The organism is Domibacillus aminovorans (assembly GCF_001643235.1).
GTDB classification, from domain to species: domain Bacteria; phylum Bacillota; class Bacilli; order Bacillales; family Domibacillaceae; genus Domibacillus; species Domibacillus aminovorans.
The window spans coordinates 17,919-32,934 of the sequence record NZ_LQWY01000009.1 but is presented as its reverse complement, the minus strand read 5'-3'; the positions used below and the strand labels follow the sequence as shown (position 1 = coordinate 32,934).

Below are 15,016 nucleotides of genomic sequence, written 5' to 3'. Positions count from 1 at the left end.
TATTAGGCTTTCTTTAATTTAAGCATGAAAATTCGTGCCGTCTGTCGTTGCTTTGATGATGCCGGCGCGAATGACAAAGTCACCGAAGTGTTCGCCTTCCTGCCGTTCTTTCGCATAGCGTGGAAGAATCTCACGCAGTTCGTTCAAAATTTCTTCTTCACCGATGTTTTCACGGTGCATTTTGCTTAAGCGGCTGCCGTCAAAGGCTGCACCGAGATACATATTGTATTTGCCAGGTGCTTTGCCGATAAAACCGATTTCTCCGAGCGCATGACGAGCACATCCGTTCGGACATCCAGTCATACGAATGGTAATTTCTTTGTCCCGCAGGCCGTTTTCATCGACAATGGCATCGATCTTATCAAGTAAAACCGGCAAATAGCGTTCTGCTTCTGCCATCGCTAATCCACATGTTGGAAGAGCAACACATGCGATTGAACTGCGTCGTAGTGCTGAGTAATGCTTGCCATCCGTCAAGCCGTATTGTTCGATCAGTTCGCTAATTTTTTTCTTTTTCTGACTTGATACGTTGGCAATGATCAGATTTTGATTGGCCGTCAGACGAATATCACCAGTATGGATCTTAGCGATTTCGCGTAAACCGGTCATCAACTTGTAATCATCAACATCCGCAACACGGCCACCTTCGACAAACAGCGTAAAATGCCATTTACCTTGAATACCTTTTACCCAGCCATAACGGTCGCCGTTATTGTCGAAATGATACGGTTTCGCTTCATCCAAGCTCCAGCCAAGACGGTTTTCCAGTTCAGCCTTTACCGTTTCCAGCCCGAGGCGGTCAACGGTGTACTTGAACCGGGCATTTTTGCGGACGGAACGATTTCCGTAATCGCGCTGAATCGTAATGACTTTTTCCGCCACATCAAGAATTTGGTCCGGCGTACAAAAGCCGATTACTTTGGAGAGCTGCGGATATGTTGCTGTATCACCGTGTGACATGCCCATGCCGCCGCCGATCGCTACATTAAAACCGACAAGCTTGCTATCTTCTACAACCGCAATGAAGCCAAGATCCTGTGAAAAGACATCAATGTCATTCGATGGCGGAACGGCGATACCAATCTTAAACTTACGCGGCAAGTAAAGCGGTCCGTACATTGGTTCCACTTCTTCTACTTCCGGTGTGCCTACTACTTTTTCTTCATCCAGCCAAATTTCATGATACGCTCTTGTCCGAGGTAATAGATAATCACTCAATTTTTTTGACCATTCATACACTTCAGAATGGATCTCTGATTCATATGGATTCGAGATACACATAACGTTACGGTTCACATCGCCGCACGCCGCAATCGTATCCAGCATAGATGCATGGATTTCCTGAATGGTTTTTTTCATATTCCATTTTAAAATACCATGCATTTGAAACGTCTGACGTGTTGTCAATTTTAAGGTGCCGTTGCCGTATTTTTGGGCAAGATCGTCCATGACAAGCCATTGAGCAGGCTGTGCCACACCGCCTGGCATACGGACACGCAGCATGAACTGATACGCGGGTTCCAATTTTTGCTTTTGACGCTCGTTGCGGAGGTCCCGGTCATCTTGCAAATAGCTGCCGTGATGTTTCATCAGACGATTGTCATCATCTGGAATTCCGGCGCTGATCTGATCCAGCATCACTTCTTTCAGTGTGCCGCGCAAATAGTTGCTTTTTTCTTTAATGTCCTCAACATCACTTGGAGGGCCTTCCGGCGCTTTTAATAGTGTGTTCTTCACCATATTGATTATCTCCTTTCAATCCAAAATCAGTACACATCACGCTGGTAACGTTTTTGCTGCTGCATATCGGCAACATACGCTTCCGCTTTTTCACGACTCATATTGCCTTCTTTTTCAATAATATCGATCAACGTGTTTTGAACGTCATGTGCCATGTTTTTCTCATCGCCACAGACGTAGAGTGACGCGCCTTGTTCAAGCCACTCGAACAATTCTTTGCTGTGTTCAAGCATACGGTGCTGAACGTACACTTTTTCATCTGTATCACGTGAGAATGCCACATCCATTTTGGTCAGCACGCCGTCTTTCAACCATTTTTGCCATTCTGTTTGATATAAGAAATCGGTCACAAAGTGCTGATCGCCAAAGAATAACCATGACTTTCCTTCTGTACCGATTTCTTCACGCTCTTGCATAAAGGAACGGAACGGCGCAATACCTGTTCCCGGTCCAACCATAATAATCGGCGTGTCCGGATTTTCCGGCAGTTTGAAGTTTTGGTTATGCTGAATGTAAACCGGCAATGTGTCTCCTAGCTCAAGACGATCTGCACATAAAACGGAGCAGACGCCATTTCGATCGCGTCCATGTGTAGTATAGCGGACCGCGCCGATTGTCACATGGACTTCATCTGGATTCGACGTTAAGCTGCTTGCAATCGAGTAAAGACGTGCCGGCATCTTGCGTAAAAGATCCGAAAACTCCTGCGAAGATATGCCAAACGGACCGAAGTCTTTGACAACATCAAGCAAATCGCGTCCTTCAATATAATCTTTCAGTTTATCTTCATTGCCAGAACTGATTAATTCATGTAATTCATCGATATCAGTCAGTTGAGCAATTTTTTCCAAAAGCGGTTTTGTTAAAACGGTAATTTCATAATGCGATGTAAATGCCTCCCGCAATGAACGAATATCACCTTGTTTATTAATCGTTACGGTTTCATCCGGATTCGAATTCAATGCTTGAATAAGCTCGTTGACAAGTTCCGGATCGTTTTGCGGGTAAATGCCAAGCGCATCGCCAGGCTGATAAGTAAGACCGGAGCCTTCAAGCGAAATTTCAAGATGGCGCGTTTCTTTATTTGAGCCGCGGCCGTTCAAATTCAAGTTTTCGAGTACTTCTGCATAAAACGGATTTGTTCTCGAATAAATCGTTTCGCCAGCTGCTGCTGTTCCTGCTGCTGCTGGAGCAGCAGCGCTTCCTTCTACCTGTGCTTCACTTAAACCATTTAGGACACTTTCAATCCATTCCGCTGCAGGTTCATCGAAGTCAAGGTCACAGTCGACACGCGATGCAATGCGATCGCCGCCAAGCTCTTCAAGACGCTTATCGAATTGTTTTCCTGTTTCGCAGAAAAATTCATATGAACTGTCACCAAGCGACAAAACGGAAAAGCGGAGATCGTCCAGTTTCGGTGCCCGTCTGCCATGAAGAAACTCATGGAATGACAGCGCGTTATCTGGAGGATCGCCTTCTCCATGTGTGCTTACGACAATAAGCAAGTTTTGGACTTTCTTCAAATTATTAGGTTTAAAATCGCTCATGGACGAGATAGTTACTTGAAAGCCACGCCCTTCAAGCGTCTTGCCCGCATTATTCGCAAGCCCCTGCGCGTTGCCCGTCTGTGATCCGTAAAGAATGGTCACTTCTTTTGAGATTGTCTGTCTGGTGTTCTCCGCAGGAAGTTCTGCCACCGGCGCTTCTGGTGTTCCTGGAATGGAAGCAGACTGGGATGCGGCTAGATAACCGCTCAGCCAGACTTTTTGTGATTCTGTCAAGGTCGGCAGAATGCGGTTAAGGAGCTCTGCCTGCTCCTGATTAAAAGGACTATTTATTACCTGAAGTTGCAATCGATATCCACCTCACAAAAGAATATAAATTTATTGTACGTCATTTTATTTATAATTGACTGGCTTCAACAATTCTCGCCATTCACTTCTCAGTGCAAAAATGATTAGATTTATCGTAGCTATATTATTCCCATAAGTCAAGTTGGTTTTATTTATACAAACCATTAGTAAATACTTATGATTTTGTTCATTTTTATGAATTCTTACGAGAGATCAGGGGTGGATGAAATTTATAAAAGCCTTAATGAAACTTTTCACGGTTTCAAATTAAATTAGAATCTTTTATTTGTTTGCATCTGTTAAAATTACTGTTGATTTTCTTAATGAACGAATAGGTACGTTCTATTTACTATTTAAGTGTCTTCCATTCAAGATGTCAACCAGGTTGTTCAATTAATCAAAAGAAGAATTTCATATTAAATAGGGGGTCCCTAGTCAGTGATCACTGACTAGGGACCCCCTATTTAATATGAAGCTACTTTCATTTAATTCTTGTTTAATATCTTAAGACTGAGTTTCAAGTTACATATTCCGCCGATATTGTCCACCAACTTCATATAGAGCTGCTGTAATTTGACCAAGGGATGCTACTTTTACACATTCCATTAGTTCTTCAAAAATATTGCCATGTTTTAGAGCTACTTGCTTTAGTCGATTCAGTGCTTTTGGTGCTTCCTCTTTATGTCGAGACCAGAAATCATTCAGATGGCGGATCTGGGTTTGTTTTTCTTCTTCTGTTGAACGTGCTAATTCAATTTTATATGCGTTATCATCCGCATTTGGATTGATGAAAGTATTGACTCCGATAATCGGCAATTCTCCAGAGTGTTTTTTATGTTCATAATAAAGCGATTCTTCTTGGATTTTTCCACGTTGATATTGTGTTTCCATCGCACCGAGTACGCCCCCCCGATCATGGATACGCGTGAATTCAGCTAATACCGCTTTTTCGACAAGATCGGTCAGCTCATCAATAATAAAAGCCCCTTGCAGCGGGTTTTCATTCTTCACGATTCCGAATTCTTTATTGATGATCATTTGAATGGCCATGGCCCGGCGTACGGAATTTTCTGTCGGTGTTGTGATGGCTTCATCATAGGCGTTCGTATGCAAAGAGTTACAGTTATCATTAATCGCAATCAATGCTTGCAGTGTCGTACGGATATCATTGAAGTCCATTTCTTGTGCATGAAGGGAGCGGCCTGATGTTTGGATATGGTATTTAAGCTTTTGGCTTCGTTCATTCCCACCATACTTATTTTTAATAACAGTGGACCAAATTCGACGTGCGACACGCCCCATGACTGTGTATTCAGGATCTAACCCGTTACTGAAAAAGAAGGAAAGATTCGGTGCAAAATCATCAATATTCATTCCGCGACTCAAGTAATATTCCACAAACGTGAAGCCATTTGCGAGAGTAAAAGCCAATTGAGAAATCGGGTTTGCTCCTGCTTCGGCGATGTGATATCCACTAATACTGACAGAATAGTAGTTGCGTATTTTATGATCAATGAAATATTGCTGAATATCGCCCATCATTTTAAGTGCAAACTCGGTAGAAAAGATGCAAGTATTCTGGCCTTGGTCTTCTTTTAGAATATCGGCTTGCACGGTGCCGCGCACTGTTTGCAGCGTCCATTCTTTAATCTGCTCAAATTCTTTTTCATTTGGCCGTCTTCTATTTTTCTCTGCAAACTTCTCAACCTGCTGATCAATAGCTGCGTTCATAAACATGGCCAGTATAATAGGCGCTGGTCCATTTATAGTCATAGATACACTAGTGGATGGATGGCACAGATCAAATCCTTTATAGAGCTTTTTCATATCATCCACTGTACATATATTTACGCCACTATTTCCAATCTTCCCATAAATATCAGGTCGATAATCCGGATCTTGACCATATAACGTAACACTGTCAAAAGCGGTAGATAATCGTTTTGCCTCATCATTTTCGCAGAGATAATGAAAGCGCCGATTAGTTCGATCAGGTGTTCCTTCTCCGGCAAACTGACGTTTTGGGTCTTCATTAGTGCGCTTAAATGGAAACACACCGGCTGTATATGGAAAAGATCCAGGAAGATTTTCTTTCATCAGCCAGCGGAGAATTTCCCCAGGATCTTCAAACTTCGGAACACTGACGCGTGGAATTTTATTTCCAGCTAGTGATTCTGTATATAATTCCGTGATAATTTCTTTCCCACGAACATTCGTAACGAGTTGATTTTGTTGGTAGATCTCACGGATTTTTGACCATTCATCCACCATTTTTTTGCATTCTGGATGAATTTTCTCTTCATAATCAGCAATCATGTCATCTAACTTGTCCACAAAAGCTTGAGCTTCTTCCTGAGAAATTATTTGTCCATTGTCCTTCTCTATAAGTGCTTTTGTCCCTCGCAATTGAAATCGTTTTCGGATCAAATCCACTTGTTCTTCTAAAAATTTCTGATATTGATAAACCGTTTGGACAATTTCACTTAAATAAGCTGTTCTGTCAGGTGGGATAACAAGGTTTTGCTTTGTCACTTTTTTAAATTCAGTGTCATAGTCTGTTGGCCAACTGCTATTTGTTTTCTCCTCGACCACCTTCATTAAATTAGCAAAGAGTATGTTGGTTCCTAGGTCATTAAACTGGCTGGCAATGGTTCCGAATACCGGCAAATCCACATCCGGAAGTTCAAATAACTGACGGCTTCTCTGAAATTGTTTACGAACATCACGCAGCGCATCTTCAGATCCACGGCGTTCAAATTTGTTGATGACAATTAGATCAGCGAAATCAATCATATCGATTTTTTCAAGCTGGGTGGTGGCACCAAATTCGCTTGTCATTACATACATGGATATATCACATAGATCAACAATGCCAGAAGCCCCTTGTCCGATTCCACTTGTTTCAATAATGACAAAATCATAGCCAGCTACTTTGACTACATCGATGGCTTCCTTTGTGGCAAGACTTAATTCTGTATTAGATCCCCGAGTTGCTAGACTTCGCATATAAACACGTGGATTGTTAATCGCATTCATTCGAATACGGTCTCCAAGTAATGCCCCTCCTGTTTTCATTTTAGAAGGATCCACGCAGATAATCGCAATGGAGCGATTTGGGAATTGCCTAAGATAACGTCTCACCAATTCATCGGTTAATGAGCTTTTTCCTGCCCCTCCAGTTCCTGTTATCCCTAAGACGGGTGGTACATTTGAAACTTTTTCCAGCCTTTCTTTTAAAGAATTGGAACTCTTTGTCTTATTCATCACTTGATTTTCTTCAGCAATCGTAATTAATTTTGCGATTGAACCCCAATGTTTTTCTTGTAACTGAGTCATCCCTTGATCCATATGTTTCGGCGTTGGATAATCGGTTTCCCGAATCATATGGTTAATCATGCCTTGCATTCCAAGTTCCCGACCATCATCCGGTGAAAAGATTTTAGCAATGCCATATTCCATCAATTCCTTGATCTCAGCTGGAACGATGACACCACCACCACCTGCAAAAATTTTGATGTGACCGGCTCCTTTTTCTCGAAGTAAATCATACATATATTTCAAATATTCTATGTGTCCACCCTGATAGGTACTTATAGCAATCCCTTGTACATCTTCCTGAATGGCCGCATTCACGACTTCGTCCACGGAGCGGTTATGACCTAAATGAATCACTTCTACGCCTGAAGCTTGGAGAATACGCCGCATAATATTAATGGCCGCATCATGGCCGTCAAATAGGGCTGCCGCTGTTATAAAGCGAACATGATGCTTTGGTCTTAAAATTTGTGTTTTCAAACGCTATCTCGCCTCACTTCATCCTTTTATTAGTCCTTTATAAGATACCCTGCAATCACCAATCGTTGGATTTCTTGTGTACCTTCATAAATTTGTGTGATCTTTGCATCACGCATATAGCGCTCTACTGGATAATCTTTTGTATAACCGTAACCGCCCAATATTTGAACCGCTTCTGTTGTTACTTTCATCGCTGTATCACCAGCCAACAGCTTTGACATAGCAGACGCTTTTCCATACGGCAAACCATTAGATTCCAGCCACGCAGCTTGATAGGTTAAAAGGCGGGAAGCTTCAATTGCTATTGCCATATCAGCCAGCTTAAAAGAAATACCTTGATTTACAGCAATAGACTTGCCAAATTGCTTACGTTCTTTTGCATACCAAATGGCGGTATCCATTGCGCCTTGGGCAATTCCGACAGCTTGAGCCGCAATGCCGTTTCGTCCACCATCAAGTGTCATCATAGCTATTTTGAATCCTTCTCCTTCTTTGCCTAAAATATTTTCTTTAGGGACACGGCAATCTTCAAATATAATCTCTGTCGTTGGGGAGGAGCGAATACCCAGTTTCCTTTCTTTTTTTCCGACAGAAAAGCCAGGAAAATCTTTTTCGACGATAAAAGAGGTTATACCATATTTTCCAGAGGAAGGATCTGTCAAAGCAAAAACAATATACGTATCCGCAATACCGCCATTTGTAATAAAGATTTTGGATCCATTTAAGATATAATCGTCACCCTCTAATCGGGCGGTTGTTTTCATACCACCTGCATCTGAACCTGAACCAGGTTCAGTTAATCCGTAGGCACCGATTTTTTCTCCTTGTGCCATCGGTTTTAAATATTTTTGTTTTTGTTCCTCTGTTCCAAATTTGAAAACAGGCCATCCTGCTAATGAAGTATGTGCGGAGAGTGTTACCCCTGTTGAGGCGCACACACGGGACAATTCTTCCACTGCTATGCAGTAAGAGATATAATCACTGCCAATACCTCCATACTCTTCAGGCCAAGGAATACCCGTTAAACCAAGCTCCGCCATCTGACGAAAAATCTCCATATCAAAGCGCTCTTCTTCATCCCGTTCATCCGCTGTTGGTGCTACCTCCTTTTTTGCAAAATCCCGTACCATCTTTCGGATCATTTCGTGCTCTTCTGATACTTGAAAATTCATTGTATTTCCCCACCTTTTTATTTTGTCAAATATACATGAATGGCCATTCTTTACGTTTCCTTTTTTCAAAAACCTCAATTTCACCTTTAAATTTTTATGTAGACGTAGACCCTACAAAACATGAATAGTTTTTAATCTAAGAGAGAGAGAAAGGATAAAAAAAAGTTAGTTTTTATCCTTTTTTAAGAGTATCAAAAAATTATTTTTATAATGATTATGGAATAAGAGTAAATAAAAGACATGGGGTAGTTAATAAATAGTTGTTTCAGAACCGTAAGCTTCAATTTTGTTTTTAACCGCTCGAAGAAAACGCCCACTAACCAATCCATCTATAATCCGATGATCAAAGGATAGACAAATGTTCATCATATCCCGGATGGCGATCATATCATTGATAACAACTGGACGTTTTACAATCGCTTCAATGCTTAAAATAGCTGCTTGTGGATGGTTTATAATCGGGTTAGATAGCACGGAGCCGAAAGAGCCTGTATTGTTAACAGTAAACGTACCGCCAGACATATCTTCCACTGTTAACTTCCCATCTCGCGTTTTCTTCGCCATTTTATCGACTTCTTTTCCGAGACCAAAAATGCTTTTGTGATCGGCATCTTTGATAACTGGGACAAATAGCGCACGATCTGTTGCAACAGCGATTGAGATATTGATCGCTTTTTTGATGATAATTTCTTCATCGGTCCATTGTGAATTGAGAATGGGGAATTCTTTTAACGATTCGACTACTGACTTAATAAAAAAAGGTAAGTAGGTAAGGTTCATGTTTTCTTTTTGCTTAAATTCATCTTTTACCTGATTACGATAGCGGACAAGATTTGTCACATCACATTCGATCGTGAACCATGCATGCGGGGCTTCATGTTTACTTGTTACCATACGTCTAGCAATCGCTTTTCGAATGGCCGTAATTGGAACCCTTTGGTCTTCTTTATACTGTTGGAGTTCTTTTTCTATATGTGTTTCTCCTGTTCGTTTCTTCTTTTCATTAACTATTGGTTTTGAGAAAGGAATATTGGAGGGTTCTGGAACAGCTGGAGCCACTGTTTGCTGTTTGATTGTCACTGCGTGCAAGATGTCTTTTCTAGTAATACGTCCGCCATTTCCCGTTCCATTGATAGTAGAAAGGTCTACATTATGTTCTTGTGCCAGCCTCAAAACGGCAGGTGAATAGCGTTGTTTGTCATCCATAGGAATAGCCAAATGACTTGAATGTTCAGTTTGTTGGACGGAGTCAGGTGCAGGTGCCTTAAGTGTACTGCCTGCATCTTCAGAAAGAATGTAACAAATTAATCCCCCTACTGGAATGGTCTCACCCTCTTCTGCTACAATTTCCAAAATGGTTCCGTTAAAAGAGGAGGGCACTTCTGCCGTCACTTTGTCAGTCGTCACTTCACAAACCGGTTCATATTTTTTAATAGTATCTCCTATACTAACTAACCATTTGGACACAGTGCCTTCCGTTACACTTTCCCCAAGCTGGGGCATGATTAACTTCTCCACTATGATCCCCACCTCAATCTATTTAAAATGCGGCTAATTCTGCCATTGCCTTGTATACTTTATCCGGATTTAGCATGAAGAATTTTTCCATTACTCCGTTATAAGGAGTAGCCGGGACATCAGGACCGCAAAGTCGCTTCACAGGTGCATCAAGCTCATATAAACACTCTTCCGCAATAATACCCGCTACTTCTCCTCCAACACCGCCTTCTTTGTTATCTTCATGAACGATTAAAACTTTGCCCGTTTTGCGGGCCGCTTGCACAATCGATTCTTTATCCAGTGGATAAAGAGTTCGCAAATCTAAAATATGGGCACTGTACCCGTCTTTCTCCAATTTATCGGCGGCTTGTAGAGCAAAGTGCAACGTGAGTCCGTACGTAATGACTGTAATGTCCTCGCCCTCTCTTTTCACATCCGCCTTTCCGATTGGAACAGTGTATTCTATGTCTGGTACTTCTCCTTTAATGAACCGGTAACAACGTTTATGTTCAAAAAACAAGACAGGATCTTCATCACGAATAGCTGATATCAATAATCCTTTTGCATCATAGGGTGTTGACGGTGTGACGACTTTTAAACCTGGAATATTACAAAACATCGCTTCAACGCATTGGGAATGATAAAGCCCCCCGTGAACGCCTCCACCATAGGGAGCACGAATCACGAGCGGACAGTTCCAGTCTCCGTTCGAACGGTATCTCATTTTGGCGGCTTCACTGACAATTTGATTGACGGCCGGCATAATAAAATCGGCAAACTGCATTTCAGCGATCGGCCTCAATCCATATGCTGCTGCGCCTATTGCTACACCGGCAATCGCTGATTCGGCAAGGGGTGTGTCCATGACTCGTGCTTCTCCAAACTCTTCATACAGACCCTGTGTTGCCTTAAAGACGCCTCCTTTTAATCCAACATCTTCTCCCAGTACAAAGACTTTTTGGTCACGTGCCATCTCTTCACGCATGGCCTGATTGATGGCCTCAATATAAGTAATGATTGTCATTGGTTATGCCTCCTATTCTGCATATATGTGCTTTAATGTATCTTCTGGTGCTGGAGACGGTGCGTTTTCAGCATATTCAGTCGCTTCATCGATTTCTTTGGTTACCCATTCGAGAATCTCTTTTTCTTTTTCTTCGTTTAACACGCCAACCTCTTTTAAGTAATGATTGAATTGGTGAATGGGATCTTGCTTCTTCTCTTCAGCCACTTCTCCTTCTGGTCGGTATGTCCGGTCATCGTCATCTGAGGAGTGCGGCATATAGCGAAAGCAACGAGCCTCAATCAACGTAGCTCCTTCACCTCTTCTTGCTCTATCGGCTGCCTCTTTTGTCACTTTGTATACTTCAAGAACGTCACTTCCATCTACACTGATGCCGGGGAAACCATAACCTAAAGCTCGATCAGCGATGCTGTTACATGCGACTTGTTTTGAGTAAGGCACTGAAATCGCATATTTATTGTTTTCGCAGAAAAAGATAACAGGAAGCTTGTGGACACCGGCAAAATTGGCCCCTTCATGAAAGTCCCCTTGATTGCTTGATCCTTCTCCAAAAGAAACGAAAGTTACAAGGTCTTTTCCTTCTAACCTTCCTGCCAGAGCCAGACCGACTGCATGTGGAACTTGGGTCGTTACTGGACTTGACCCCGATAAAATCCGGTATTTTTTTCCACCAAAATGCCCTGGCATTTGACGGCCGCCGCTATTTGGATCTTCTGCTCTAGCAAACGAACTAAGCATTAAATCCTTTGCCGTCATTCCAAAGACAATGACAACGCCCGCGTCACGGTAATAGGGGCATAAGTAGTCTTTGTTTTTATCGAGGGCATAGGCTGCTCCAATTTGTGCTGCTTCCTGTCCTTGACAAGAAAGTACAAAAGGAATCTTTCCAGCTCGATTTAAAATCCACGTCCGTTCATCAATTTTTCGTACCAAAAGCATATCTTGATACATGCTTAGAACTTGCTCATCTGACAGCCCAAGTTTTTTATGCTTGTTTTCGACTTGACTAGTACGTGAGTCTCCCATACTAAGACCTCCCGCGTTTTTAATGTGAGGATTTATGAATGAATAACGACTTTTTCAACGAAAGTCCATCTTCCCCGAACATTTCTGATAAGGAAGATTGTGAATGAATCATTTTAGTCACTCTCCATGAAGTGCGCCTTCTGTGATTATATGAATAACTAGTACATCATTTGTCTATTTATCGACGACAAGTTTTCCCCTTAGATGAATACTTTTCCAATTGCTTAAATAGAAATTTCTCCGCCTTAAACGGTGAAGTCCAATCAGCAACCTCCCTATCTGTACGTTGTCTCTTAAATTACTTAAAAATAAAACACACTCAATTCCGCTAACAACAATAACAATCTTTTATGGAAACGCTTTCATTTTTATGGATTGCTCGCCCATACGGAATGTCGCCCTCTTTGCAGCTGTATCCAGGAGCTACGAAAATTTTATCCATTCAGTTAGTATTGGAATATCTTTTTATTTCAAAAAGTTCATGGTCATTTGAAGCTTTCTAGAATAGACATTTTTTTCAAAGTTAGTTTTCTTTTTTTGAAATTCTATTTCGTTTCCATCCGTACTTGATCATTGAAAGCGCTCGGCAGCGTACTTTTAATCATTCGATTTGTTCTCTTATTAACTCTTTGTCATTAATTTATTCCGTGACAAGAACATTGATAACCGCTATATCGCTTTTTTGCTTATTTTACATAATTGGGCACTGGGAAAGGGTCAAAGAAAGACCATAATTGTTCTTTTTTAGTAAATAAAAAAAGCTCCTCAAGGGAGTTTTTATGATTATGCGATATTCTCATGTAAGGCGATTTGTTCTTTTAGCTTTTCTGCTCGCCCCATAAATTTTACACCTTCTCTTATTTGGATGGTATCACATATGAGGTGCACAACATCGTTTTTCTCAGTCCAAGCGACCAAATCTTTTTCTAAAATCCGCTTTCTACAAGTAGAACATATTAAACCATCTTTAATATTCATTTTGTTTGCTCCTTTTTAAAAATATTTTATATGCTTATTAAGTGTCTATGGAGCGCTCATCCATCTTCACATGTTCTAATCGCTCGATAGAATATGTGAAGATGGACGAACTCTTTCCGCCAGTAGCTGAACAAACAAATCTTACTACTGAAATAGAAATCAGAACATCACTGGTCTACCTAATAACATAGTATGAGCCCCGCCTACGCTCGATACCGTGACGGCCACACGTGCCATCCAACCCACTATTATTATAAACGGAAAGCGCTTACAAATAAAGAATTATCGATCATCAAATTCCGACATATATCTGTTTAAATTGTAAGATTTGCTTGATTTATGGCCATAATCTAACTAAGGCACTTTTAAACCCGTGCTGACTTATAAATAAACGGCAGTATTATACCAAAAGATAAAAGCCTTCAGCTTACGGGGCGATTTATTTCTTTTCCACTCTACAAAAAAGAGGTGCTCACAGATGAAAAAGGACAAGAAGTATTTAAAATTGGAAGGAAAGTCCGACAAATTTATTTACGGCGCGATTCAGACGTATGAGAAAGTACTGGCAAACGCCCAGCGGATGATACTTGCCGGTGAGGTGAAGGAGAGTGAGATTGCCCATCTTCTCCGAGAATGGATGAAAGAGCGTGATACGCTGCTTGGCTTACTTGGCCCATCCACTTATGTAAGCTCGATGCACGCTTATGCTGATGAGGCAAGCAAAGAGAGAACACGAAAGAGCGTGATTTCCGATGTCGGGTTGGGTCCTGATATGAAACCCTTGACGGCAGATAATCAACGAAGTATTAATGTGGGAAAAAACGATTGAGCAAGTTCCCTTAAAAAAACAATCTGATCCGTTAATTTTCGACGATCAGACTGTTTTTGTTTTCTATGACTTGCACATACCTTACAAAATATAAGATGCTTCTGATTGATTAAATAGATTAGTGGATGCCCATTCACGAACATTCTCTTTCCACTTAGTATCTGAGTAGTGTTCTTCTACCTCTTTGTACTATTCACTATAGTAAGCAGATGAATTTTGGAAAATATCAATCCATTGTTTTTCCACCACTTGATAAGTTTCATAAATATCGACTGACAGACCATGCTCTTCCAGAAAGTCATCGAGCATAATGATAAATGATATGGCCAGCTGATCCGTATTCCATATAAAATTGCATGAGAATAGAAATAAAAAATCCGCTTTTATCTTAAAAATTGATAAAAGCGGATTTTTTGTAATTATTTTTTCTAACCGAGCATGACGAATCATGTACTAGCAAACCATTTACAAGCTCTTACTTCAAAAGCTATTAGGTTTAGAGGGAGTTGACGGTGTTTTTATTTTTTCTTGTACATCGAGCAACATTCTCTCAGCTAGTTGATCGAACCATTTCTCGTCACCGGTCTGAATGGCCAGGTCAATCAAACAATCCCAATCTTCTTTTTCAAGTGTTAAATTGAATTTTTCAACACGATCTACGGTAAATAGTCTCGGTGTTGGTTTTATCGATTGCGTCACACCATCAACATAATTCGCTACTTTTGTGATAAACACTTCATTGCGTGCTACAGAAATATTCTCAATAAAACCAATCACGTGATAATTATCGATCTGAGTAATAATCCAATCTCCATTTTTCAACATGTTACTGGCTCCTTCCTACATTTACTCTATGTCACCTGTCAATTCTTTATTTGGCTGTACTAGTTAAAACAAGGACTTATCCATCACTATGAATAATCTCCTATTTTCCATTGAAACTTCTTGGAGCAATGATCAATAATCTCTATATTTGGAAACGCTTTCATTTATTGAAATCACCTGATTTCACATTAAAAAATCGGTTTTCAAAGAGCAATCTATACATATATATTGTACTACAAATTTAGGCTAACGCCTACTCAAAATTCATCCCCAC

The 15,016-nt window shown here is 40.9% G+C and carries 11 protein-coding genes; 1 reads left to right on the top strand and 10 read right to left on the bottom strand.

The window, feature by feature from the left end; genetic code table 11:
• Positions 1-18 precede the first annotated feature (18 nt).
• The 8 genes from cysI to AWH49_RS04740 all read right to left on the bottom strand — a co-directional run bounded on the left by cysI (position 19) and on the right by AWH49_RS04740 (position 13,088).
• On the bottom strand, positions 19-1,740 hold the full coding sequence (gene cysI / locus AWH49_RS04775; protein ID WP_425305693.1) for an assimilatory sulfite reductase (NADPH) hemoprotein subunit: 1,722 nt from the start codon (positions 1,738-1,740) through the stop codon (positions 19-21).
• 26 nt (positions 1,741-1,766) lie between these two features.
• The gene (locus AWH49_RS04770; RefSeq protein WP_063964833.1) at positions 1,767-3,593 is read right to left on the bottom strand and encodes an assimilatory sulfite reductase (NADPH) flavoprotein subunit; all 1,827 of its coding nucleotides are present in this window, start codon (positions 3,591-3,593) and stop codon (positions 1,767-1,769) included.
• Positions 3,594-4,115: 522 nt separating this feature from the next.
• Entirely contained in the window at positions 4,116-7,388 is a 3,273-nt protein-coding gene (gene icmF, locus AWH49_RS04765) for a fused isobutyryl-CoA mutase/GTPase IcmF (RefSeq protein ID WP_063964832.1), read from the bottom strand.
• Between the two features lie 29 nt (positions 7,389-7,417).
• Positions 7,418-8,560, bottom strand: a complete 1,143-nt coding sequence (locus tag AWH49_RS04760) for an acyl-CoA dehydrogenase (protein WP_063964831.1) — start codon at positions 8,558-8,560, stop codon at positions 7,418-7,420.
• Between the two features lie 249 nt (positions 8,561-8,809).
• On the bottom strand, positions 8,810-10,081 hold the full coding sequence (locus tag AWH49_RS04755) for a dihydrolipoamide acetyltransferase family protein (RefSeq protein ID WP_094777142.1): 1,272 nt from the start codon (positions 10,079-10,081) through the stop codon (positions 8,810-8,812).
• A gap of 19 nt (positions 10,082-10,100) precedes the next feature.
• Positions 10,101-11,084: an alpha-ketoacid dehydrogenase subunit beta gene (locus tag AWH49_RS04750; RefSeq protein WP_063964830.1), complete on the bottom strand. Its 984-nt coding sequence runs from the start codon at positions 11,082-11,084 to the stop codon at positions 10,101-10,103.
• A 12-nt stretch (positions 11,085-11,096) separates the two neighbouring features.
• Positions 11,097-12,110: a thiamine pyrophosphate-dependent dehydrogenase E1 component subunit alpha gene (locus AWH49_RS04745; protein ID WP_063964829.1), complete on the bottom strand. Its 1,014-nt coding sequence runs from the start codon at positions 12,108-12,110 to the stop codon at positions 11,097-11,099.
• Between the two features lie 783 nt (positions 12,111-12,893).
• Complete coding sequence (locus AWH49_RS04740) at positions 12,894-13,088, bottom strand: hypothetical protein (protein WP_018395743.1); 195 nt, start codon at positions 13,086-13,088, stop codon at positions 12,894-12,896.
• Positions 13,089-13,566: 478 nt separating this feature from the next.
• Between AWH49_RS04740 and AWH49_RS04735 the strand changes: the two genes are divergently transcribed.
• A complete protein-coding gene (locus AWH49_RS04735) occupies positions 13,567-13,917 on the top strand; it encodes a hypothetical protein (RefSeq protein ID WP_063964828.1) in 351 nt (116 codons plus the stop codon).
• A gap of 189 nt (positions 13,918-14,106) precedes the next feature.
• Here AWH49_RS04735 and AWH49_RS04730 read toward each other — a convergent pair whose 3' ends face one another.
• Positions 14,107-14,367: a hypothetical protein gene (locus tag AWH49_RS04730; RefSeq protein WP_063964827.1), complete on the bottom strand. Its 261-nt coding sequence runs from the start codon at positions 14,365-14,367 to the stop codon at positions 14,107-14,109.
• Between the two features lie 30 nt (positions 14,368-14,397).
• On the bottom strand, positions 14,398-14,742 hold the full coding sequence (locus AWH49_RS04725) for a hypothetical protein (protein ID WP_018395741.1): 345 nt from the start codon (positions 14,740-14,742) through the stop codon (positions 14,398-14,400).
• Positions 14,743-15,016 lie beyond the last annotated feature (274 nt).

Excerpts from the sequence above, each read along its gene's own strand:
- AWH49_RS04745 (WP_063964829.1), bottom strand. The coding sequence starts at position 12,110 with ATGGGAGACTCACGTACTAGTCAAGTCGAAAACAAGCATAAAAAACTT.
- AWH49_RS04730 (WP_063964827.1), bottom strand. The coding sequence starts at position 14,367 with ATGATTCGTCATGCTCGGTTAGAAAAAATAATTACAAAAAATCCGCTT.
- AWH49_RS04760 (WP_063964831.1), bottom strand. The coding sequence starts at position 8,560 with ATGAATTTTCAAGTATCAGAAGAGCACGAAATGATCCGAAAGATGGTA.
- AWH49_RS04740 (WP_018395743.1), bottom strand. The coding sequence starts at position 13,088 with ATGAATATTAAAGATGGTTTAATATGTTCTACTTGTAGAAAGCGGATT.
- cysI (WP_425305693.1), bottom strand. The coding sequence starts at position 1,740 with ATGGTGAAGAACACACTATTAAAAGCGCCGGAAGGCCCTCCAAGTGAT.
- AWH49_RS04750 (WP_063964830.1), bottom strand. The coding sequence starts at position 11,084 with ATGACAATCATTACTTATATTGAGGCCATCAATCAGGCCATGCGTGAA.
- AWH49_RS04735 (WP_063964828.1), top strand. The coding sequence starts at position 13,567 with ATGAAAAAGGACAAGAAGTATTTAAAATTGGAAGGAAAGTCCGACAAA.
- AWH49_RS04725 (WP_018395741.1), bottom strand. The coding sequence starts at position 14,742 with ATGTTGAAAAATGGAGATTGGATTATTACTCAGATCGATAATTATCAC.